General features: G+C 72.3%; 14 protein-coding genes. 8 read left to right on the top strand and 6 right to left on the bottom strand.

Annotation, left to right across the window (positions count from 1 at the left end; all coding sequences use genetic code 11):
• The first annotated feature begins 82 nt into the window (after positions 1 to 82).
• Genes BMY89_RS28395 through BMY89_RS28405 form a run of 3 tightly spaced genes read left to right on the top strand, consistent with a single transcriptional unit; the run spans position 83 to position 2,304 of the window.
• Positions 83 to 1,546 carry an amidase gene (locus tag BMY89_RS28395; protein ID WP_092383377.1) on the top strand — a complete coding sequence of 488 codons (1,464 nt, stop codon included), beginning with the start codon at positions 83 to 85 and terminating at the stop codon, positions 1,544 to 1,546.
• Between the two features lie 46 nt (positions 1,547 to 1,592).
• Positions 1,593 to 1,904, top strand: coding sequence for an aa3-type cytochrome oxidase subunit CtaJ (gene ctaJ, locus BMY89_RS28400; protein ID WP_443673923.1), 312 nt, complete (start codon positions 1,593 to 1,595; stop codon positions 1,902 to 1,904).
• Positions 1,891 to 2,304, top strand: coding sequence for a DUF5130 family protein (locus tag BMY89_RS28405; RefSeq protein ID WP_092383381.1), 414 nt, complete (start codon positions 1,891 to 1,893; stop codon positions 2,302 to 2,304). Before ctaJ ends, BMY89_RS28405 begins: the two co-directional genes overlap by 14 nt.
• Before the next feature lie 187 nt (positions 2,305 to 2,491).
• On the opposite strand, the gene pepN is transcribed toward BMY89_RS28405, so the two are convergent.
• Positions 2,492 to 5,041, bottom strand: coding sequence for an aminopeptidase N (pepN, locus tag BMY89_RS28410; RefSeq protein WP_092383383.1), 2,550 nt, complete (start codon positions 5,039 to 5,041; stop codon positions 2,492 to 2,494).
• Positions 5,042 to 5,259: 218 nt separating this feature from the next.
• Here pepN and BMY89_RS28415 point away from each other — a divergent pair, with 218 nt between their 5' ends.
• The 3 genes from BMY89_RS28415 (at position 5,260) to BMY89_RS28425 (ending at position 8,338) form a co-directional block, all read left to right on the top strand.
• A complete protein-coding gene (locus tag BMY89_RS28415) occupies positions 5,260 to 5,883 on the top strand; it encodes a mycothiol-dependent nitroreductase Rv2466c family protein (protein ID WP_092383385.1) in 624 nt (207 codons plus the stop codon).
• A gap of 712 nt (positions 5,884 to 6,595) precedes the next feature.
• Positions 6,596 to 7,801: a DUF1015 family protein gene (locus tag BMY89_RS28420; protein WP_092383387.1), complete on the top strand. Its 1,206-nt coding sequence runs from the start codon at positions 6,596 to 6,598 to the stop codon at positions 7,799 to 7,801.
• A gap of 69 nt (positions 7,802 to 7,870) precedes the next feature.
• Positions 7,871 to 8,338, top strand: coding sequence for a ribose-5-phosphate isomerase (locus BMY89_RS28425; RefSeq protein ID WP_092383389.1), 468 nt, complete (start codon positions 7,871 to 7,873; stop codon positions 8,336 to 8,338).
• A gap of 46 nt (positions 8,339 to 8,384) precedes the next feature.
• On the opposite strand, the gene BMY89_RS28430 is transcribed toward BMY89_RS28425, so the two are convergent.
• Together BMY89_RS28430 and BMY89_RS28435 are read right to left on the bottom strand one after the other, a co-directional pair.
• On the bottom strand, positions 8,385 to 8,705 hold the full coding sequence (locus BMY89_RS28430; RefSeq protein WP_092383435.1) for a hypothetical protein: 321 nt from the start codon (positions 8,703 to 8,705) through the stop codon (positions 8,385 to 8,387).
• 122 nt (positions 8,706 to 8,827) lie between these two features.
• A complete protein-coding gene (locus BMY89_RS28435; RefSeq protein ID WP_092383391.1) occupies positions 8,828 to 10,060 on the bottom strand; it encodes a GNAT family N-acetyltransferase in 1,233 nt (410 codons plus the stop codon).
• Positions 10,061 to 10,172: 112 nt separating this feature from the next.
• Between BMY89_RS28435 and BMY89_RS28440 the strand changes: the two genes are divergently transcribed.
• Positions 10,173 to 10,712 carry a hypothetical protein gene (locus BMY89_RS28440; protein ID WP_092383393.1) on the top strand — a complete coding sequence of 180 codons (540 nt, stop codon included), beginning with the start codon at positions 10,173 to 10,175 and terminating at the stop codon, positions 10,710 to 10,712.
• Between the two features lie 148 nt (positions 10,713 to 10,860).
• Here BMY89_RS28440 and BMY89_RS28445 read toward each other — a convergent pair whose 3' ends face one another.
• The 3 genes from BMY89_RS28445 to BMY89_RS28455 all read right to left on the bottom strand — a co-directional run bounded on the left by BMY89_RS28445 (position 10,861) and on the right by BMY89_RS28455 (position 12,825).
• Positions 10,861 to 12,078: a S8 family peptidase gene (locus BMY89_RS28445; RefSeq protein WP_092383395.1), complete on the bottom strand. Its 1,218-nt coding sequence runs from the start codon at positions 12,076 to 12,078 to the stop codon at positions 10,861 to 10,863.
• Between the two features lie 79 nt (positions 12,079 to 12,157).
• Positions 12,158 to 12,490, bottom strand: a complete 333-nt coding sequence (locus BMY89_RS28450) for a DUF2610 domain-containing protein (protein ID WP_092383397.1) — start codon at positions 12,488 to 12,490, stop codon at positions 12,158 to 12,160.
• Positions 12,487 to 12,825 (bottom strand): hypothetical protein, encoded by a 339-nt coding sequence (locus tag BMY89_RS28455; RefSeq protein ID WP_139218037.1) that lies wholly within the window; start codon positions 12,823 to 12,825, stop codon positions 12,487 to 12,489. Before BMY89_RS28455 ends, BMY89_RS28450 begins: the two co-directional genes overlap by 4 nt.
• A 163-nt stretch (positions 12,826 to 12,988) precedes the next feature.
• Here BMY89_RS28455 and BMY89_RS28460 point away from each other — a divergent pair, with 163 nt between their 5' ends.
• Positions 12,989 to 20,191, top strand: a complete 7,203-nt coding sequence (locus tag BMY89_RS28460) for an NACHT domain-containing protein (RefSeq protein WP_170147796.1) — start codon at positions 12,989 to 12,991, stop codon at positions 20,189 to 20,191.
• The last annotated feature ends 14 nt before the right edge of the window (positions 20,192 to 20,205 follow it).

The raw sequence follows: 20,205 nt of genomic DNA on the forward strand, positions 1-20,205 counted from the left end.
CCGGGTACGCGGCGACCGTTCCTGACGCCGCGCCGCTCGTGTCGACGCGGCAGCGAGTTGCCTGAGCGGGCAGGATGGCGACATGGCCGAGCCGCACGACCTGACCGCGCTGGAGCAGGCCGCCGCGCTCGCCCGTGGCGAGCTGTCCAGCCTGGACCTGGTCGAGCATCACCTGCGGCGGGTCGACGCGCTCGGTGACACCGTCGGTGCCTTCGTGACCGTCACCGCGGAGCTGGCTCGCGAGGCCGCGCGGGCCGCCGACACGACACCGGCCGATCAGCGCGGTCCGCTGCACGGCGTACCGACGGCCATCAAGGACCTGACGTTGACCGCCGGCGTACGCACCACCTTCGGCTCGGCCGCGTTCGCGGACTTCGTGCCGCCGGTCGACGCCGACGTGGTGCGATTCATCCGGGCGGCCGGACTGGTCAGTCTCGGCAAGACCACCACCTCCGAGCTGGGCTGCTCGCTCTACTGCGAGACGACGGTGGCCCCGCCGGCCCGCAACCCGTGGGAGTTGGCGTACACCGCGGGTGGTTCCAGCGGCGGCGCGGCGGCGGCCGTGGCGGCGGGGCTGGTGCCGGTGGCGCAGGGCTCCGACGGCGGCGGCTCGCTGCGCATCCCGGCGTCGCTGTGCGGCCTGATCGGGTACAAGCCCAGCCGTGGGGTGGTCTCCGGCGGTCCGCTCGGCTTCGGCGCCTTCGGCCTGCCGACCAGCGGCCCGATCGGCCGGACCGTCGCCGACGTGGCCGCGCTGCTGGACGTGCTGGCCGAGCCGGTACCCGGCGAACCGTACCTGCCGCCCCTGCCGCCACCGGGCGGCTACCTGGGCGCGGCCCGGGCCGCCGACCCCGGGCGGCTGCGGATCGGCCGGTTCACCACCCCGATGCTCGCCGACGAACCGGTCCATCCGGACTGCGTCGCCGCGGTGGACCGGGCCGCCGCCCTGCTCACCGCCGCCGGCCACGAGGTCATCGAGGTGCCGGCGCCGCTCGGCCCCCAGGTCTGGCCACTGTTCGAGATCGTCTGGCACGTCCTCGCGCTCGCGCCCGTGCCGCCGCAGCGGGAGGCCGAACTGCTGCCGCTGACCCGCTTCCTGCGCGCCCGGGCCGCCGGCATCTCCGCCGGCACGCTGACCGCGACGCTGGGCGAGATCCAGGCCCAGGTACGCCTCGGTGCGCGCCGCACCGCCGGCTGCGACCTGCTGCTCTGCCCCACCCTGGCAGCTCCACAGGCCCCGGTCGGCTGGTTCACCCAGGGACGGACCCCGGAGGAGGACTTCGACCGGCAACGTCGATTCTCCCCGTACTGCGCCGTCTTCAACGTCACGGGCGAACCGTCCGTCTCGCTGCCGGTGGGGGTGACCGCCGAGGGACTGCCGGTCGGCGTGTTGCTCACCGCTCGGTACGGCGACGACGCGAGACTGATCGCGACCGCTGCGCAACTGGAGCGCTCCAGTGGCGGATGGGATCAGCACCCCGCAATCTGGCGGAGCGTCGCCTCCGCTAACGTGAATGGCAGTGGAGTCGGGAGGTCACCGTGGTGATCGGCCACCCGACCCGGTCGAAGGTTTCTCTTTCCGCCTGGGGGCGTTGGGATTGTCTGTAACCGACACGTTGCTGGTCTTCGTCGGCATCCCGGCAGCCGTCGTGCTGGTGATCGCCGGCCTCGTCTACGCGGGCAGCCGCGGCGGTGGTGGCGGCGGTGCCAAGCGGTACCGGCCCGGCCGACCGTTCAGCTTCACACCGGTGTGGTTCCTCGGCCGTCCCGAGGAGTTGGCCGACTCCGCCGGTACCGCGCTGTCGGTGGGGGCACAGGCGCCCGCACTGACCAGCCACAAGCAGGAACAGGCCGGCGTCGAGGCACCGGCTGGTGGAACCGGAGGCGCAAGTGACCGTTGGTGAGAAGCAGGCCGAGGCCGGGACGGACACGCCGCCCGACGTGCTCGACGGGCCGTTCTCGACCCGTCAGCTGCTGCGCATCGACGAGGCGCTCCGGTTGGCCGACCGGACGACCGGCCTGGTCTTCTCGGTCTTCGTGGGCGGCCTCGACGAGCCGATCCGGGAGCACGCGGAGCGGCTGCACCGGCAGCTCGCCGAGCCCGACCGTTCGGTGCTCATCGCGGTCTCGCCGAACCAGCGGCAGCTGGAGATCGTGACCGGCCGGTACGCCCGCAAGCGCGTCCCGGACACGTACGCCAAGATCGCCGCGCTGTCGATGGTGGCCTCGTTCGGCGGCGGCGACCTCGCCGGCGGGGTCATCCAGGGGCTCGACCAGCTCTCCCGGTACGCCGGCAAGGGCTGAGCGTCTCGATCACGACAGAGCCCGGCCCCGACGCGAGGGGTCGGGCTTTCTCGTGCGGAGATCAGCGTGGCCAGACGGACGGGTCGATCCGCATCGACCACGGCTCGGTTGCCCACGCCCCGGCGGCGACGACACCGGCCCGGGAGCGTCGCGTGTCCACGACGCCCCCGGGCCGGTTGGTCCTGCGTCAGGCGCTGCGCGCGTCCCGGGCCCGGGCGGCGAGCGCCCGGACCACCCCGTCGCGGCCCTCGGCGACCAGCCGCCGCAACGGCCCCGGGTGACCCTCCTGCGCCAGCCAGGCGTCGGTGGCCTCGACCGTGTCGTCCTCGACCAGGTACGCCGGGTACATCAACATGGCGAACTCCTGTGCCGGCTCGCTGTCCCGGCTGGCCCACACCTGCCCGACGGCGGTGAAGTACCGATCCCGGTAGGGCGTGATCAACTCGACCTGCGTCGGGTGGCTGAAGCCCTGCAGCAACGCCCGGTGCCGCCAGTTCGGCAGCGCCTCCGGGCCGGTCAGCTGGGCCCAGACCGTGGCCTTGTTCTCCGCGGTCGGCACCAGCGCGTGCCCGAACGCGGCCTCCCGCTCACCGCTGGAGGTCTTGTCCGTGGCCAGCTCGGCCTCGATCTCCGCAGCGCCGGCCACCCCGTTGGCCACCAGCGCCTGCAACACGCTCCAGCGCAGCTCGGTGTCGACGGTCAGCCCGGCCGTCACCTCGGTGCCGTTCAGCCAGCCCCGCAGGACCGCCAGGTCCTCGCTGGAACGGGCCGCGGAGACGTACGCCCGGGCCCAGGCCAGCTGGAAGCCGCTGCCCGGCTCGGCCGCGGCGAGCGCGGTCTTCGCGGCGCGGGCCAACTCGGCCCAGCCGGTCGGTGCCCACTGCGGGTCGGCGTAGAAGGTGAGCGCGCTACTGACCTGGCGCAGCGTCGCGGTGACCAGATTGATGTCCGTCTCAGCCGGTAGCCCGGCGAGCACCAGCGCCACGTAGTCACGGGTGGCCAGCTCGGCGTCGCGGGTCATGTCCCAGGCGGCGGTCCAGCACAACGCCCGCGCCAGCGACGAGTCGAAGCCCGAGATGTGCTGCACCACCGTCGCCATCGACCGCTCGTCCAACCGCAGCTTGGCGTAGGTGAAGTCGTCGTCGTTGAGCAGCAGCACGTCGGCCGCGGGCACCCCGACGAGTTCGGTCAGCTCGGTCAGCTCACCGTCCACGTCGACCTCGTACCGTTCGCGGCGCACCAGCCGGCCGTCGGTGAGGTCGTAGAGGCCCACACCGATGCGGTGGGTACGCAGCGTCGGGTACCCGTCCGGCGCCTCCTGCCGGACCAGCACCTGCTGGTACGCGCCGTCCGCGCCGATGGTCAGCTCCGGCCGCAGCGTGTTGACCTGGGCGGTCTCCAGCCACTGCGACGCGAAGGTGGTCAACTTGCGACCGGAGGCGGTCTCCAGCTCCGAGAGCAGGTCGTCGAAGGTGGCGTTGCCCCAGGCGTGCCGGGCGAAGTAGGCCCGCAGACCGGCCAGGAAAGGCTCCTCACCGACGTACGCGACCAACTGCTTGAGCACGCTGGCGCCCTTGGCGTACGTGATGCCGTCGAAGTTGACCTCGACCGCCTCCAGGTCGGGCATCTCGCAGTAGACCGGGTGGGTGGAGGAGAGCTGGTCCTGCCGGTAACCCCAGTTCTTCCGGATGGACAGGAAGGTCGTCCACGCCTCGGTGAACCGGGTGGCGTGCGTGTTGCACCAGTGGCTGGCCCACTCGGCGAACGACTCGTTCAGCCACAGGTCGTTCCACCAGCGCATGGTGACCAGGTTGCCGAACCACATGTGTGCCAGCTCGTGCAGGACAGTGTTCGCCCGCTGCTCGTACTCGAAGTCGGTGACCTGCGACCGGAACAGATAGTGCGACTCGGCGTGCGTCACACAACCGAAGTTCTCCATCGCGCCGGCGTTGAAGTCCGGCACCCAGAGCTGGTCGTACTTGGGCAGCGGGTAGCGCACCCCGAACTGCGCGTGGAAGAAGTCGAAGCCCTGCGTGGTGACCAGGTTCAGGTCCTCGGAGTCGAGGTACTGCGCCATGCTCGTCCGGCAGAAGTAACCCAGGTCGATGCCGTCGTGGACGTACCTGACCTCGTGGTACGGCCCGGCGCAGAGCGCGGTGATGTAGGTGCTCATCCGCGCCGAGGTGGTGAAGTGGACGGTCTTGTGGCCCTCGCCGGCCGCCTCCTCCCGCTCCACCGGCATGTTGGAGATCACCTTCCAGTGCTCCGGGACGGTGGCGTGCCAGGTGTAGACGCTCTTCAGGTCCGGCTGGTCGAAGCAGGCGAACACGCGCTGGGCGTCGGCCGTCTCGAACTGGCTGTAGAGGTAGGTCTCACCGTCGACCGGGTCCACTGAGCGGTGCAGACCCTGCCCCGAGTTGGAGTACGCGAAGTCAGCGTCGACGACCAGCGTGTTCTCGCCGGCCAGTCCGGTCAGCGTCAGCCCCTTCTCGGCCGAGAAGTCGGCCAGGTCGACCGGGGCGCCGTTGAGCGTCGCCGAGCGTACCGAGTCGGCCGCCACCTCGATGAACGTGCTGGCTCCCGGCTCGGTGCAGCGGAAGCGCACCTCGGTCGTCGACCGGAAGGTACGGCCGTCGGCCGCGTGAACCGCGCTGGACAGATCCAGACTGATGTCGTACCCGGTCACGTCGAGCAGGCGGGCCCGCTCGGTCGCCTCGACCTGTGTCAGGTTGCGCACTCCCGGCACTATTCGTCTCCATCCCACTCTCGCCGTACGTCACGGTCGCGGTGTCCGTCGACCGTTCGTGACGGTCGGTCCCGGCCTGAGTCTTCCATGTGCAGGGTGGCGGCGGTGGGCGAGGTCACGGGTCGATCCTCGCCCGGGCCCGGCCGAGCGGAGTAAGGATCAGAGGTAGGCCGGCTGATGCGGCGCCACCGTTTCGAGGGGATCCCACCGTGAATGAGCGTGTCAACGTCGACATGTGGTTCGACCCGATCTGTCCGTGGGCCTGGCTCACCTCCCGCTGGCTGCTGGAGGTGGAACAGGTCCGCGAGGTCGACGTCCGCTTCCACGTGATGAGCCTGTCGGTGCTCAACGAGGGGCGGGACCTGTCGCCGGAGTACCAGGAACTCATGCGGACCGGGTGGGGGCCGGTGCGAATCTGCGTCGCCGTGCAGGAGCGCCACGGCCCGGACGCGGTCCGGGCGCTCTACACGGCCCTGGGTACCCGGATCCACCTCGGCAAGGAGCAGCGTGGCCCGGAGCTGTACGTCGCCGCCCTGACCGACGCCGGCCTGGACCCGGCACTGGCCGACGCGGCCGACGACACCAGTCTCGACCCGGCGCTGCGGGCCAGCCACGAGGCCGGCATGCGCCCGGTCGGCACCGACGTCGGCACCCCGGTCATCCACGCTCCCGGTCCCGGGGGCCGGCAGGTCGCCTTCTTCGGGCCGGTGGTCACTCCGGCACCCAGGGGCGAGGCCGCCGGTCGTCTCTGGGACGGCGTCCTGTTGGTCGCCGGCACGCCCGGCTTCTTCGAGCTCAAGCGCACCCGCGACCTCGACCCCATCTTCGACTGAGGTGTAAGGAAGGGCCCCTTCTTAACGCCTCACGCATAGCACGGGCCCCCTGTTAACAAAACGCTCCGGGCTCGGCGCGCTCCGGCGACCCGTCCGGTGTCGTGCGTGGCGTCTGTCGTCCGTGGCGTCACCGGTGCCTCCGCGACCTCGTTTGACCGGGTGTCCGCAGCGAACCGGCGGGCCGAAACTGTGCCCGCTGGCCGTAGTCCGCAGTTCGTGGAGGCAGCCAGATGGCCAAGCATCGTGCGCCCGGTGACGACCTTCGGCGTCGGGAGGAGGGGCCTGCTGTCGCCGCGTACCGGCCGGTGGGTGAGCGTCGCGGGCCAACACCTCGGAAGGACTGGCCCGAGAACCGGTTCGTACCCCGTCGGGACCTGTCCGACGGCCGGCCAGCGCCCCGACAGGACCGTTCCCCGAAAGCGCCCGGCAGTTCGGCCCGGTCGCGCGTTGTGGTGGGTGTCGCCCGGGTGCCGGTCACGTCACTGCTGACGCCACCCGGACAGGAACTGCGCGGCCCGCATCCGTCGTCGGCCGACCTCCCCGCTGTGCTGCCCGCGCCCGCCGGCCGCCACCGGCAGGTGGGCGGGTACGACCGTTAACAAGGGGCCCCTGCTCTACCGCCGGCGTTAACAAGGGCCCCCTCCTTTCATCTGGTGGACGAGGTGCGGGTCCGACGGCGGTGCCGGACCCGGCGCCGGTAGCGTCATCGGACATGACGGTCGTGCACCCGATCACCCGGGCCTGGATCACCACTGGCGGCACTGGCGCGCAGAACTACGACGAGTTCGCCGACGACGCGGAGATCACCGCGATCATCGACGCGAACCCGCACAGCGCCCTTGGCATCGAGATGCCGCACAAGGCTCCGGAAAGCCTCGGCAGGTCCTTCCTCGACGCCCTGCCGGACGCGGTGAGCCGACTGGCGGAGGCCAAGGCCGACGGCAGCTACACCCCGGCGGAGCAGGTGGTGGTGCTGTACCGGATCAGCGCCCCCGGCGAGGAGCCGGCGTACGGGCTGTTCGCCATGGTCGACACCGACCAGATCTCCACCCGGGCCGACGAGCCGGGCCTGGTCATCCGCAACGAGGACGTCTTCATCGCCAAGGTTCGCGAGCGGGTCGCCCTGGCCGAGGCGCTGGGGCACCTCCTCTCACCCGTACTGCTGCTGCAGACCGGGCGTGGCGACGAGTTGCACGCCGCCCTCGCGGTGGCCACCGACGCGGCCGGCGCTCCCGCCGCCACCGACATCGACCAGTCCGGCCGTACGCACGCGATCTGGCTGGTCGGTCCCGGTGCCCAGCAGGACGAGCTGACCGCGCTGGCCGGCGGTGGCGAGCTGGTGGTGGCCGACGGCAACCACCGCAGCCTGGCCGCGCAGACCGGTGGCCTGTCGCACTTCCTGGCGGTCGTCACCACGCCCGCCTCGGTGGCGATCCAGCCCTACAACCGTCTGGTCAGCGAGCTGACCACCACGCCGGAGGAGTTGCTCGACCGGCTCCGCGAAACGGGTGCGCAGGTGAGCGGCGTCGCCGGCCCGGCCGAGGTGCCGACCGCCGGCGGCACCGTCGTGCTCCAACTCCCCGGCCAGGCGTACGCGGTGACGCTGCCGCACACCGGCGCGAGCCGCCTGGAGAACCTCGACCACGCCCTGGTCGAACGGCTGCTGCTGCGGGACGCCCTCGGTCTGGATCCGGGCGACAAGCGGATCACCTACGTCGGCGGTGACTACCCGGCGAGCTGGTTGACCGGTGAGGTCGAGGCCGGGCGGGCCGAGCTGGCGATCCTGGTCGCGCCGGTGACTGTGGACGACTTCGTCGCGGTGAACCTGGCCCGGGAGAAGATGCCCCGCAAGAGCACCTGGTTCACCCCGAAGGCACGCGGCGGCCTGGTGGTCGCCGAGCTGCCCGACCGGCCGTGACCTGCGGCCCGTCCCGTCCGGTGCCGCCCCGGCGGTGTCCGGCGGGACGGGCCTGACAGACTGCCCGGTATGCGCGTCTACCTGGGATCCGATCACGCCGGTTTCGAGCTGAAGGTGCACCTGGCCAACCACCTCGCCAAGCAGGGGTACGAGGTGGTCGACATCGGCCCGCACGCATACGACCCGGAGGATGACTACCCCGCCTTCTGCCTGCACGCCGGCACCCGTGTGGTGGCCGATCCGGGCAGCCTGGGCGTGGTCATCGGTGGTTCGGGCAACGGCGAGCAGATCGCCGCGAACAAGGTGGCCGGGGTGCGGGCGGCGCTGGCCTGGAGCGTGGAGACCGCCCAGCTCGGCCGTCAGCACAACGACGCCAACGTGGTTGCCGTCGGTGCCCGCCAGCACACCCTCGACGAGGCCGCCGCCATCGTCGACGCGTTCCTGACCACCTCGTTCTCCGGCAGCGAGCGGCACGCCCGCCGCATCGCGCAGGTGGCCGAGTACGAGCGCACCCGGCAGCTACCCGAACTGCCCTGACCCACCCGGCCCGGCTCGACCCACCGGGCCCGGGCCGCGGCACAGGTCAGCGGCGGGGCAACTCCTCGCGCGGGGTCCAGTTCCGGCGCACGATCACGATCCGCGCCGCCGCCTCGGCGAGATCCTCGTCCGTCGGCCGGGCGGCGTCCCGGGCCCGCATCGCCGCGGTCACGCTCACCTGTGACGAGCCGGAGCCGACCAGCCCGCGCAGCCCGCGCTCACCATCCTCGGCGGGACTGCCGCGTCGGCCGCGGGGCGCATCGCCCCCGTCGGGTACTCCCGCCGTGGCCGCCGTCGAACCCCCACCGGCGGCCTCGTGGCCGCCGTGGTGCCGGTTCCGCCGTCGCCGCCGCTCCGCATCCGCCACCCCCCGACCGTACCCCCCACCCGTCCGCCGGCAGCCGTCGATCATGCAGTTGTGGTTGCCGTTATGCGCCTTATGGACCTTTTGTTAGGTGCCACAACTGCATGATCGACGAGTGCGGAGGGTCAGAAGATCTCCAGGGCGGAGGCGGCGCGGTGCCAGGGGAAGGCGGGGGCGGCGGTGGTGAGGGCGCCGGGGCGTAGCTCATGGAGTCGGCCGGCGTCGGCGAGCGCGACCAGCCCGGTTCCGCCGAGGAAGAGTTCGCCGAGGCAGCGTACGTCGCAGGCCAGGTCGGCCGGTCCACTCGCCGGGGTGCAGCTGGCCTCCGTCGGCCCACCGCGCAGCCGCCATCGACCGGTGTTCTCCGGCAGCAGCGGATCGGTCACCTCGATGACCACGTCGATGTCGGTGGCGTAGCGCCGGGCGGCGAGCGCGGCCGGTACGTCGACCACCCGCACCCACAGCGCGTCGACCACTCGGGCGCTGAGCCGGCGTGGCTCGTTCACCATCCGCAGCAGCGGCTCGTCCACCGCCGCGCGCATCCAGGACAGCTGCCGGGTCAGGTCGAGCGAGAGCAGCATCCGCCAGATCGCGCGGTACGCCACCGGACTGGTCGCCACCACCTCGTCGACGGTGGCCAGGCCCTTGGGGCCGGCGTCGTCCCACTCGGCCTTGGTGCGGAACAGGCCGTAGCCGTCCACGCCGTCGGGTCCCTCGTGCAGCACCGCCCGCCGCTCGGTGGCGCCACCGCGCTGGGCCTCCGGGTCGACCAGCACGTACCGCCACCACCGGTCATCCCGGGCGGACCAGCCGGGCCGCTCGGCGCGGGTCCGGTCGTACACCCGGGACAGCTCGGCCTGGCAGTCGGCCGGCCGGGCCAGACGCAGCGGGCCCTCGTCGGGCGTCGGGGCCGGCAGCCGCAGCTCGGAGGTCTCGCCGGTGACGTGCAACCGCTGCGCGGCCAGACCGTAGCCGAATCGTGGGTAGATCCGGCCCTCGCTGGCCCAGAGCACGGCGATCGGCTCCCGGCGGTCGTCGTGAATCTGACGCAGCTGCCGGTGCATCATCGCCGTGAGCAGGCCCCGGCGGCGGTGGGTGGGTGCGACGCCGACCAGGGTGACGTGCGCGGCGGGCAGTGCGCCGCCGGGAACACCCAGTTCCCGGGTGTACGCCGCGGCGCTGGCCACCAACTCCGCCCGGTCGCGTACCAGCAGGGCGCGGTCCGGTTCGAAGATCGCGCGTTCGGCTTCGTGGCTCTCGGGATCGACGCCGTGATGGAAAAGGGCACCGAGGAATCGGCCGATCTCGTCGTAGTCCTCGGCGCGGGCGGTCTCGATGGGCAGGGTGGAGGAGGTCACCGCTCGTGTCTAACCGATCGGTGGGGGTACGGCGACTGATTTGCGGGCTGGCTACCCTCGAAGTCTCCAGCGGTGACCCGGGGGTCGCCGCCGGTCCTGGGGAGGGGACGACATGCCCGAGCAGACGCAGCCGTGGGCGGAGCGCACGGTCGAGGTGCCGCCGCAGCCCGAGGCCGAGATACCGCCGCAGCGTGACCCGTACCGCCGTGGCGTCGCCTCGGTCGGCGCCCGGACGCCCCGGACCGAGCCGTTTCCGGTCGTGGACCACGAGCCCACGGGGACCGGCTGGCCGGGCGAGCCCGCACCCAAACGCCCGTTGAGCTGGCATGTGGCGCAGCTGAAGCGGGGCGGTGAGTGGAGTACGGCGGGAGCGCTGTTCGCCTTCGTGTGCTGGGGGATCTGGGCGATCTCCGGTGGCGGAGATCTCGTCGGGCCGTTTGTGATCTTCGTGGTGAGTCTGCTGGTCGCGGCCGGGCTCTTCACCCTGGCCCGGCTGCTGGGTCGGGTGGTGCTGGAGCGGCAACTGGGCCGGGTGCGACGCAGTGCCCGCGGCGCCCACCTGGTGACCGCGGTCTTCCTCACCGGTCTGGGCGTCGCCTATCTGCAGCAGACGCAGTGGATCATGGATGCGTGGAACTGGCTGACCACCTGAGGGCATCCCGTACCGGGCGGGCCGGCCCGATGGCCGGCCCGCCCGGGAGTGGTCGCGGGACACCGCGACCGAGGTCGTCACTCCACCAGGACGGCGCGCTGCTTACCCGGCTCGGCGCGATTCATCCCCGGCAGGTGCGCGACAACACTCAGGGGCCGCAGTAGAGCAGGCGGTTGGGGGTGGCACTCGGCACCGAGCCGACCACCCCGACGGTGGCCCGACCCGTCAGGTAGGCGCCGACCTGCGCCGGGGTCCAGGTGGGGTTGGCCTGTAGGGCGAGGGCGACGCAACCGGCCACGTGCGCTGCCGCCATCGAGCCGCCGCTGAGGACCACCGTGGCCGTGTCCGTGCTGTGCCAGGTCGAGGTGATGTTCGCACCCGGCGCGTACAGGTCCAGGCAGGAGCCGTAGTTGCCGGAGGGCATCCGGGCGTCGGTCGACGTGGTGCCCGCGACGGTGAGCGCGGCCGGCACCCGGGCGGGGGAGCCGCTGCAGGCGTTACCGTTCGAGCTGCCGGCGGTCACCACGTAGCTGACGCCCGAGTTGATCGAGTTGGTCACCGCCGCGTCCAGCGCGGTACTCGCGCCGCCGCCGATCGCCATCAGCGCCACCGCCGGGCGGACCGCGTTGGCCCGCACCCAGTCCACCCCGGCGATCACCTGGGCGATGCTGCCGCTGCCGGAGCAGTTGAGCACCCGTACCGGATGTACCCGCACCCGCTTGGCCACCCCGTGCAGCGTGCCGCCGACGGTGCCGGCGACGTGCGTACCGTGCCCGTTGCAGTCGTCCGCCGGCAGCCCGTCGACCAGGTCCACGCCGGCACCGACCCGGCCGCCGAAGTCACCGTGGGTGCCCCGCACGCCGGTGTCGATGACGTACGCGTTCACGTTCGGCGCGGTGTTCGGGTACGCGTACCGGCGGTCCAGGGGCAGGTACCGCTGGTCGATCCGGTCCAGCCCCCAGGAGGGCGGATTCAGCTGCACCCCGGGCACGGTCAGTGCCACCGTCCGGTTCTGCTCGACATGGGCGACCGCCGGATCGGCGGCCAGCCGACGGGCGGCCCGCTCGGTCAGGCGTACCTCGAATCCGCGCAGCGCGGCGCTGAACACCCGATCGACGTGGCCCGCGTACCGCCTGGCCAGTCGGTCGGCGGTGGCCCGGCTGCCGGTGGTCGCGTCGTCGCGAAGGACCACCAGGTAGCTGCCGGCGAGGGCGGTCGGCGCGCCGGCGTACCGGATCTCGCCGGCGGCCGGAGCGGCGGCGGCCGGAGCGGCGGCCAGCGCGGTCACGACGGCGGCGGTGAGCAGGGCGGCGAGCGGCGCGCGGGTGGCGGACGGGAATCGCCGGTACGGACGGGGGAGTGGCATCGGTTCCTCCTCCTGGCTGCCTCTGCCACAGGCGGTGGCCCGGGCGGAGGTGTTGACGGTTGCCAGGATGGTAGTCGCCCTATCCAGATCGATCGATGTTATCCGGTTCGTCGGGTGCGTTGTCGCTCTCGGCCGGGTCGCCGTCGGTTGCGTCCGTCGTTGCCTCGTCGTTCGTCGCCTGCTCCATCGCGTACACGCACAACTCCTCGAAGGAGACGTTGTTCTCGAGTGCGATCGCGAAGAGTTTTGCGAACGAGTCCATCACCTCCACCGGTACCGTTCCGCCGCGTACCCGCCCCAACCAGGCGGACTGCTGTTCCATCGGATGGGTGCCGGCCGCCGGCTCGCCGGCGTACAGCGGAAACGGGGCGCGTGCCGCCCCGAACTGGCACGGGATGAGAAAGGGCCTCACCAGTTGGTCCCCCCGTCGGTCCGGACCTCGGCCCGGCCGATGGTGCCGGTGTTCGCGATGTTGACGCCGCCGCTGTTGCGTTGCTGGACATCGCCGGTGCGCTGGATCGGTTCGTGGCGCTGGTGGTCGTCGCCGCCGTCGGCAGGTGACGGAGCATCCGGTGCGGCGGATGACGCGGACGGCAGGGGATCGGTCGAGGACTGCCGCACCCGGGCGCGCGTCACGGCGACCGCGGCACTGACCACTGTGACCAGGAATGCGCCCAGGCCGGCCCACCAGCTCGCGCGTTCGAGCCCCTCCCGTGCCAGGAAGACCACGCCGGCGGTCAGCAGCATGGCGCCCCCCACCGCGGAGATCACGACCCACCTGACGGCCCACCGACTACCCCACATGGCTCCATCGTGGCCCGTCGCTTCCCGAGCCGGCTAAACCGTTCGGTCAGTAATGGCCGCGCCACGTACGGTTGTGCGCCTCCCGCCAGCCGGGTTTCCTGGTTCGGTGACACCGCCGCCGGACGACGTGCCACCCATCGGTCGACCACCTCAACCGCCTGCCGACGTGCTCGCCGGATTGCTCGGCACCCTGCCCGGCGGTACGACCGGCGCCGCCGGACAGGCGAACACGGGCGGCACGAACATCGCCAACAGCGGCGTCATCGAACGTCTCACGGTGGCGCTGTCGGCCGCGCATCCGCAGCCATCGACCACCGCCTTCGTCTGCTACCCGGAAAGCGACCGGGACTGGGTCGAGCAGACACTGCTCGTGGCGCTGGACCCGTTGCCCATGCAGCTCTTCTACTCCGGCGGGCACCTGCACCAGCCCGACGACTGGGAAATGGTGTACGCCGTCATGGACAAGGCGGCACTTCTCGTCGTGGTCGGTCGGGACAGCTCGGTGGTGCGCGACCGGCGGGTGCGCGACCAGGTCGCCTACTGGCTCGACAACCATCCGGACCGCAGTGGCCTGGTGCTGCTCGGCCAGCCGGACAACTGGCCCGAGGCGATCGATCGACGACTCGCCGGAATGCCGGTGGTCGCCGTCGGCGAGGTCGCCGCGACCGACCGGCTGGTCCGGGCTGTGCGGTTGACGCCGCGCGCCGAGCCGATCGCCGCCCGGGACCAGGCGGCCGACGAGGACGTGCTCGCCCCGGTACGCGAGGCATACCTGCGCTGGGTACAGCGGACGCACAGCGGCATCGACAGCGTGATCGCCGGGGTGCCCGTGACGATGTCGTTGGCCCAGTGCCCGCCACCGGGGCCACTGGTCCGCGACGGTTCGACCGGTCGCGCCCGGGTCACCGAACTCGACCATCTGCGCAGTCGTGCCCGTCAGACCGCCGGTGGCGGCGGCCCGACACCGAACAGCGACGCCGAGTTCGCGGCGCTCGCCGACCGACCGCTGCCGACGTATCTGTCCTCGGCACGCTCCATCGATCGGCTCGACCTTGCCGGGCTGCCGGATCTGTCCCCGGACCAGCTGGCCGGCACGGTCTGGCGGGCCATCGTGCTCGGCGAGCCCGGCAGCGGAAAGAGCAGCATGGTCCGTCGGCTCGCGCACGACACTGCCGCACGGCAACTCGCCGACGACGGTGAGCGCGACGTGCTGCGGCGGCTGCCGGTGCTCTGCCGCGCCGCCGATCTCGCCGTCGGCCTGGCCGGGGCGGAGGAGTCGGCGGAGGGACTGGCTGCCCTGGCCATCCAGCTCGGCTGGGCCGGTGCGGCCCCCGCCGACCCGGCCAGCGGCGACCGGTTGCCACCTGACGAACTGGCCAGGATGGCCCGGGTGGCACTGCGCAGCCGGCGGCTGGTTCTCATCGTCGACGGGCTCGACGAGGTACCCACCCTGGCCGACCGCCGCTCCATGGCCGCCGCGCTGGACGTCTTCGCCGCGTCCGGCGGTGCCCGGCTCGACCATCCCGTCCGGGCCCGCGGCAACCAGACGATCATCACCAGCCGGATCGCGGGCTACTACGCGGCGGCGCTCAACGAGCGGTTCGAGCAGTTGCTGATCGGCCCGCTCGACCGCGACGGGGGCAGCGCGGTCATCGACTTCTGGCTCGGCGGCTACTTCGCCGCCGCCAACGTCCCCGAGGGCAGCCAGGCAGCGAGACGGACCGAGATCGACCAGGTGATCAGCGGTGGAGGTGCCGCCGTAGGGCAGCTTGCCGCCAACCCGTACCTGCTGGTGTCGTTGATCTCGGCGGTCCTGTCCGGACTCGCCGGACGTCCCGGTACGCGTCGTGACCGGTGGTTGCGGGCAGATCTCTACACCGCGATGGTCGAGTACGCGGTGCGGCGGGGTGGGCTGCGGTTCCCGGACACGTCGGTCGACACCCTGATCCGGCTGCAGGCCGCGGTCGCGTACCAGATACACGACGTGTCGCGAAGTGGGCTCGTCGACCGTCCGACGCTCATCGAGTTGTGCGATCGGGCGCTGGGCCTGCTGGGCGAGCCGGTTCCGCCGGCCGTGGCCGAGCAGGTGGACGTGGTGATCGCCGGCATCGACCTGCTCACCGACCGGGGGCAGGGGCTGTACGGGTTCCGGCACCTGACGGTGCAGGAGTACTTCGCCGGCCGGTGGTTGATCGACGCCGACACGGTGGACGCGGTCGTCGCCGGCATCAGCGACCGTCTCGGCGATCCGCGTTGGCTGGAAGCGGTCCGGCTCGCCCTCGGTCAGCTCAGCCGAGCCTCGGAGAGCGTCTTCACCTCGGTCCTCGACGTCCTGCTCGCCGGGCCCGGCCGGCGACTCGCCGCCGAGATGCTCAGCCACAGCCTGGCTGACGTCGCCGGGCTGCGGCGGCAGCACCTGCGTGCCCTGGTCCGGGTGGCGGTGGAGACCGAGGCCGAGCTCACCGGCGCCGTCGACACGCTGCACCCGGACGGTGCCCGGATGCTGGAGCCGCTGCTGCGCTGGACCGCCAACGTGGAGGGCGACACCCCACCTCGACTGATCTGCGAAGCGCTCTGCGAGCACCTGCGTGATCCGGCACCGGCGACGATGGTCGCCGCCGCCCGCCTGATCGACGCGCTACGTCTGGACGACCGGTCGGTGGTGCAGGCGCTCCTGCAGGCGCAGTACCGCGACGGCGCGGACCATGGCTGGCAGGTGACCCGCGCACTGCTCACCGTGCTGCACCGACGGATGACCGCGACCGGGGGCGGTGATCCAGAGGCGGTCCGGGCCGGGCTGGACGCCCCGCAGCAGGCGCTGGTCGACGCGATGGTCAGCGTCGTACCGTCGACCGCCGGCGCCGGCGGTGGCAGACGTCGGGCCGGCATCCGCAGCACCACCACGATCGGCGTACGCAACCAGATGCGTACCGCCCTGACGAGTGAGGCTTCGCTGCGCGACCGGGTCCGCGGCGACATCGGATGGCTCCGACTCGTCCTCTGCCTCTACGGCGGTATCCCCTTCCTCGACATGATCCATTGGCTGCGTCGCCGGGACGAGGCCGTGTCGGTGTTCTCCGCGCCGACCAGCGAACCGGCCGAGCGCTACCGCGCCGCGGTCCTGCTCGACACCCTCATCGAGCCGGCGATCGCGGCCCGTGGCCCCCAACCGGTGGCGTTTCGGCCGGAACAGATCGCGGTCGACAGTCCACTGACGGATCGGCTGTTGGCCTGGTTGCGTGCGGCCGTGCCCGGCACCGACCTGCCGGACCTGCTCGCCGAGCTGCTCGCTGACCGGCAGCTCGATCCCGAGGCACGCGGCGACGCCCTGGCGGCCTGGCTGGTACTGGACATCGGCGAGCAGTCGGCTCCGCTCATGGCGCCGGCAGGTGACCCGACCGAGGACACCGCCACAGTGGAGGCGGTCCGGCGGCGAGCCCGGTGGCGGCTGGGCCGAACCGAGATGCTGCTCGGCGACGCGCTCGCCGGCCTCGGACCGCTGGCAGCCGGAGCCCGACCGGCCGGGGACGAAGCCGGGGCGGCCGAGCTTTCCCGGGACACCTTCACCGACGTGGTGCGCGCACTCTGGGTCGTCGGACACCCCCGAGTCGACGGCGGTACAACGATCGGGCGGTACCTGCCCGAGGAGTTGGCGCTCCTGGTCTGCGGGTTCAGCGACGACAAGGAGTACGGGACTGCCGTCATGCTCGATGTCGCAGGTAGGGACATCGCCGCGGCTGCGGGTGGCCTGGCCTCGGCGGTCGCCAGGGTGGCGCAGACCGAGTCCGTCGTCGCCGCTGGCACTGACGACTGGCTGCTGGACCCGCTCTCACCGCCCACCGGTGACCTCGCGGAGGCACTCACGGTGCTCGCGGGGCTGCACCCCCGCTGGGGATTCCTCCGATGCTGGTTCCTTGACCGGCTCGCCGAGCAGATCATCGCCGCGGGATTCCGGACCGAGGCGGCCTGCCTCGCCATGGAAGTGCTGGTCACCGATCCGACCAGCGCCCGACGTACCCTCGAACGGCTGGGTGCGGCCGGCTCCGCGGAGCCGGCCGGCGAGGGCGCGGCGGATAGCCCGGATCAGCACGACATGGCCGAAGACGTCGAGCAGTCGGCCGGCGACGCACCGCTGGTCGGGGACGGCTTACCGGGCGATCCGACGGCGCTTGCCCGCCTCGACCGGCGCAACGGACAGCCCGGATCCGGATACCCCGCGCTTCGCGCGCAGATCCGGCTCGCGGCGCTGCTCGGCGACCGGTGGACCGTGCGCACACTCGACCGGGCACTCGGTGGCCTGACCGATGGACACCAACGGTTGCGGGCGATCGAACTCGCCGTGCAGGAGCGGTTGGTCGCACCCGGCCCCGACCTGCTGGAGCGGGCGGTGACCGCCGCCCGGCAGCTCGACGATCCGGCCGCCCGCGCCAGCGCGCTCGCCCGGACAGCCCGGTGGATGGACCAGGAGGCCGAGGAGAGCCTGTTACGCGAGGCACTCGTCGCACTGCGGGACGCCCCGCCGGACGAGATCGCCCGCGTGCTGTCGGTCCTCCCCCCGCTGACCGGTGACGAGACGCAGGCCCTGCGCCGACGGTGCGAGGCGATGCTGACCTCACGCCGCGAGCGCAGCATCGCCCGGGGAGACGCCGCTGGTGCGCTGCTCAGCCACGAGAACCTCGGCCGGGACGCGGATGCGACGCAGGGCTGGGCAGCGCTCACCACGGCAGTGCTGTGCCGTCGTGGGCTCGACCTGTTGCGGGACACGATCAGCCGGTTCACATCGGAACGTACCGCCTGGTCCGCGCTGTCTGACGCCGAACTACGACCGGCCGCGCTGGCCGCCCTGCTCGCGCGGGCGGCAGCCGGGGTGACACCGCTTCGACTGGACGAGCCAGCTGCCGCCGGCATCGACGCGATTGTCGCGGCGCAGCAGGTCGCCGATGCCGTCGACCTGCTGGCCGCCGGGCGGGCCAGCGCACGGCTGACGAGTCTGCGCCGGTGGCGCGAGCATCCCCATGCCGACCTGTCGGGCGTCGCAACGCTGCTGGCGATCGAGTCCGGTGAGCTGGACCCGCCGGCGGTGGCCCGCCTGCCGGAGCTGCTCAGCAGCGCTGACGACCGAGTCCGGCTGAGGACGCGGACGGCCATCGCCTCGGTGTCCCGAGGCGGGCAGGGCCCACCGAAACTGCGGGCCAGTACGCTCGGTGCGGCAACGGTCGTGGAACTCGTCCGGTTGGTCTGCGCCACCCGCGAACGGCACCACAACCTCTACAGCGACCTCTCGTGGGCGCTGACCGACGTCGTGCACGACTCGCCCGTCGTCCTGAGGTCGGCGCTGGAGTTGCTGTCGCAGGAGCCGGAGGGTCGGCGTCGGCTGCTCGTGACGCTGGGCCACCTACGCCTGCCGGTCTTCGACATGCTGCTGGCGGAGCTGCCCCGGCTCTCCGATGAGGAACAGGTGCGGGCCCTGTGGGCGCTGCGCGGCGTCGCCTGGTCGCCGAGCCGGTTCGGGATGGAGGCCCCCCGGCTGCGGCGGGCAGTTGCCCCCGCCCGTCAGTGCGTCAACGAGAGCGGCGACGAAGCGGCGGCGGAGGCGCTGCGACTGCTCGGCCAGATCCTTCCCGTGACCGCTCTCTCCCTCGACTCGCTGCTCGGTGAGGCGCTCTCCGGTGACGTGCTCGCCGAGGCCGCCTGCGACGGGCTCGGGTTCCTGCTGCACCGGGTGCCGTGGGAGGCACCCCAACTGGACACCACGGAGGCCGTGGCGGAGCTGTGGATGCTCGCCCGCGATCCTGGCGATTCGATCGCGGTCGCCGCGTTGACCGCCCTCGCCCGGGCCGGCGTGACGATCGAGGACGACGGCGTCATCGCGCCTGACCTCGTGTTGCGTGGCCTCGTCGGGGCGGTGGACCCGTTTCTGATCGGCGACCCGTGGCTGGCCGATCTGCGGCGGGCCGCACGGTTCGTGCTTCGCGGTGTCCCGGCGGGCGACAGCGCTCCGCTGGCTGCCCCGGACCCGCTGCTCGCTCTGCTGCTCGACCGTGTCGTCGAGCAGCTCTCAAGCCTGCTTGAGGCGTCCAGTTCGTGGCGGTCGGACATGGCCGCCGACTACCTGTCGGTGCTGTACGCGGTGGCCACGCAACAACCGGCAGCCCTGCGGGAGGCGGTGGCCGGTGAGCCGCGCGACGTGCCGGACCTGCTGCTGACCCTGCTGCGAAACGAACCACGGTGGCACACCCGCAGCGTGGCGGGTGCGTTGCTGGCCATCCTGGGCGACGGTGACGCGCCGTCGCTGCGGGCGCTGCTGGACCTGGCCTGGGACACCGACTCGGTCGGTGAGCGGGTCCTCGGATCCTTCCGCTGGCTGGACCGGGTCACGGAGGCGGGCCTTGCGGAACTCGTCCGGGCCGCTGCCGACCCGTTCGCCGCCCGGGCCTACTTCGCCGTGCAGATGCTCGCCGCGCTCGCGAAGCAGGGTGCCCTCGGGCCCGAGGAGCAACGGACCGCCCTGGCCGCGGTGGCCGGCGTGGTCCGTCGCCCGGACGCGACCCGGCAGGTCCTGCTCGAACGTGACGGCCGGATCAGCAGCCTGGGATCCCTGGCGGACGCCTCCCGGCAGGCAGTCGCATGGCTCGAATCGGACCGGCGGTCGCGCGAGACGGAGGCCGCGCACACCGGTCTGGTGCTACCTGCCTCAGGCATCGGCGGGGAGCCCGTGACCCTCCGACTGACCGGCGACGTGCCGACTGCCGAGCCGATCCACTACCAGGTCGAGTATCTCCGGCAGACGGAGAACATCGAGCTACCGACGCTCCTGGCCCAGCAGCTCGGCGAGCTGACCGGCGCCGCGGCGACGGCCGCGGTGCCGCTGCGTGCCCTGCTGCCGTCGGTCACCGCCGGCCGGCCGAACACGGAACACGGCTCGTCGTGGCTGGCCGGCCGCCGGGCCCAGGGCGGCCCGCCGGCTGCCGAGGCCACGTCGGGGGTACGGGAGGACGAGTCGTCGAAGCTGGCGCTGCTGCTGATCCTCGGTGTGAACATGGCCGGCGACGAGATCTACAGCTATCTACGGGTGACGGAGCAGCAGATCGAGGACGTCCGGGCGGCTCTCGCCACTGGTGCCCCGTTCACTCCGGCGGACTTCGGCACGGTGGTCATCAGCGGCCAGGACAAGCCCAGCCCCGAGGTTACCGAACTCGTCGGCGTCCCCGACTTCCTGATCCACTTCAACAAGCCCTCACCGGCGGCTCCAGGAGGAACGAGCCCAGCGGGCGAGGCGCACCCCACCGACCCGGCCGGAAACGACTGACCTCGGCTGGCAGG

The sequence above is a fragment of the Micromonospora phaseoli genome, from assembly GCF_900109115.1.
Lineage (GTDB): Bacteria > Actinomycetota > Actinomycetes > Mycobacteriales > Micromonosporaceae > Micromonospora > Micromonospora phaseoli.

Excerpts from the sequence above, each read along its gene's own strand:
- BMY89_RS28395 (WP_092383377.1), top strand. The coding sequence starts at position 83 with ATGGCCGAGCCGCACGACCTGACCGCGCTGGAGCAGGCCGCCGCGCTC.
- BMY89_RS28420 (WP_092383387.1), top strand. The coding sequence starts at position 6,596 with ATGACGGTCGTGCACCCGATCACCCGGGCCTGGATCACCACTGGCGGC.
- BMY89_RS28425 (WP_092383389.1), top strand. The coding sequence starts at position 7,871 with ATGCGCGTCTACCTGGGATCCGATCACGCCGGTTTCGAGCTGAAGGTG.
- BMY89_RS28440 (WP_092383393.1), top strand. The coding sequence starts at position 10,173 with ATGCCCGAGCAGACGCAGCCGTGGGCGGAGCGCACGGTCGAGGTGCCG.
- BMY89_RS28445 (WP_092383395.1), bottom strand. The coding sequence starts at position 12,078 with ATGCCACTCCCCCGTCCGTACCGGCGATTCCCGTCCGCCACCCGCGCG.
- BMY89_RS28455 (WP_139218037.1), bottom strand. The coding sequence starts at position 12,825 with ATGCTGCTGACCGCCGGCGTGGTCTTCCTGGCACGGGAGGGGCTCGAA.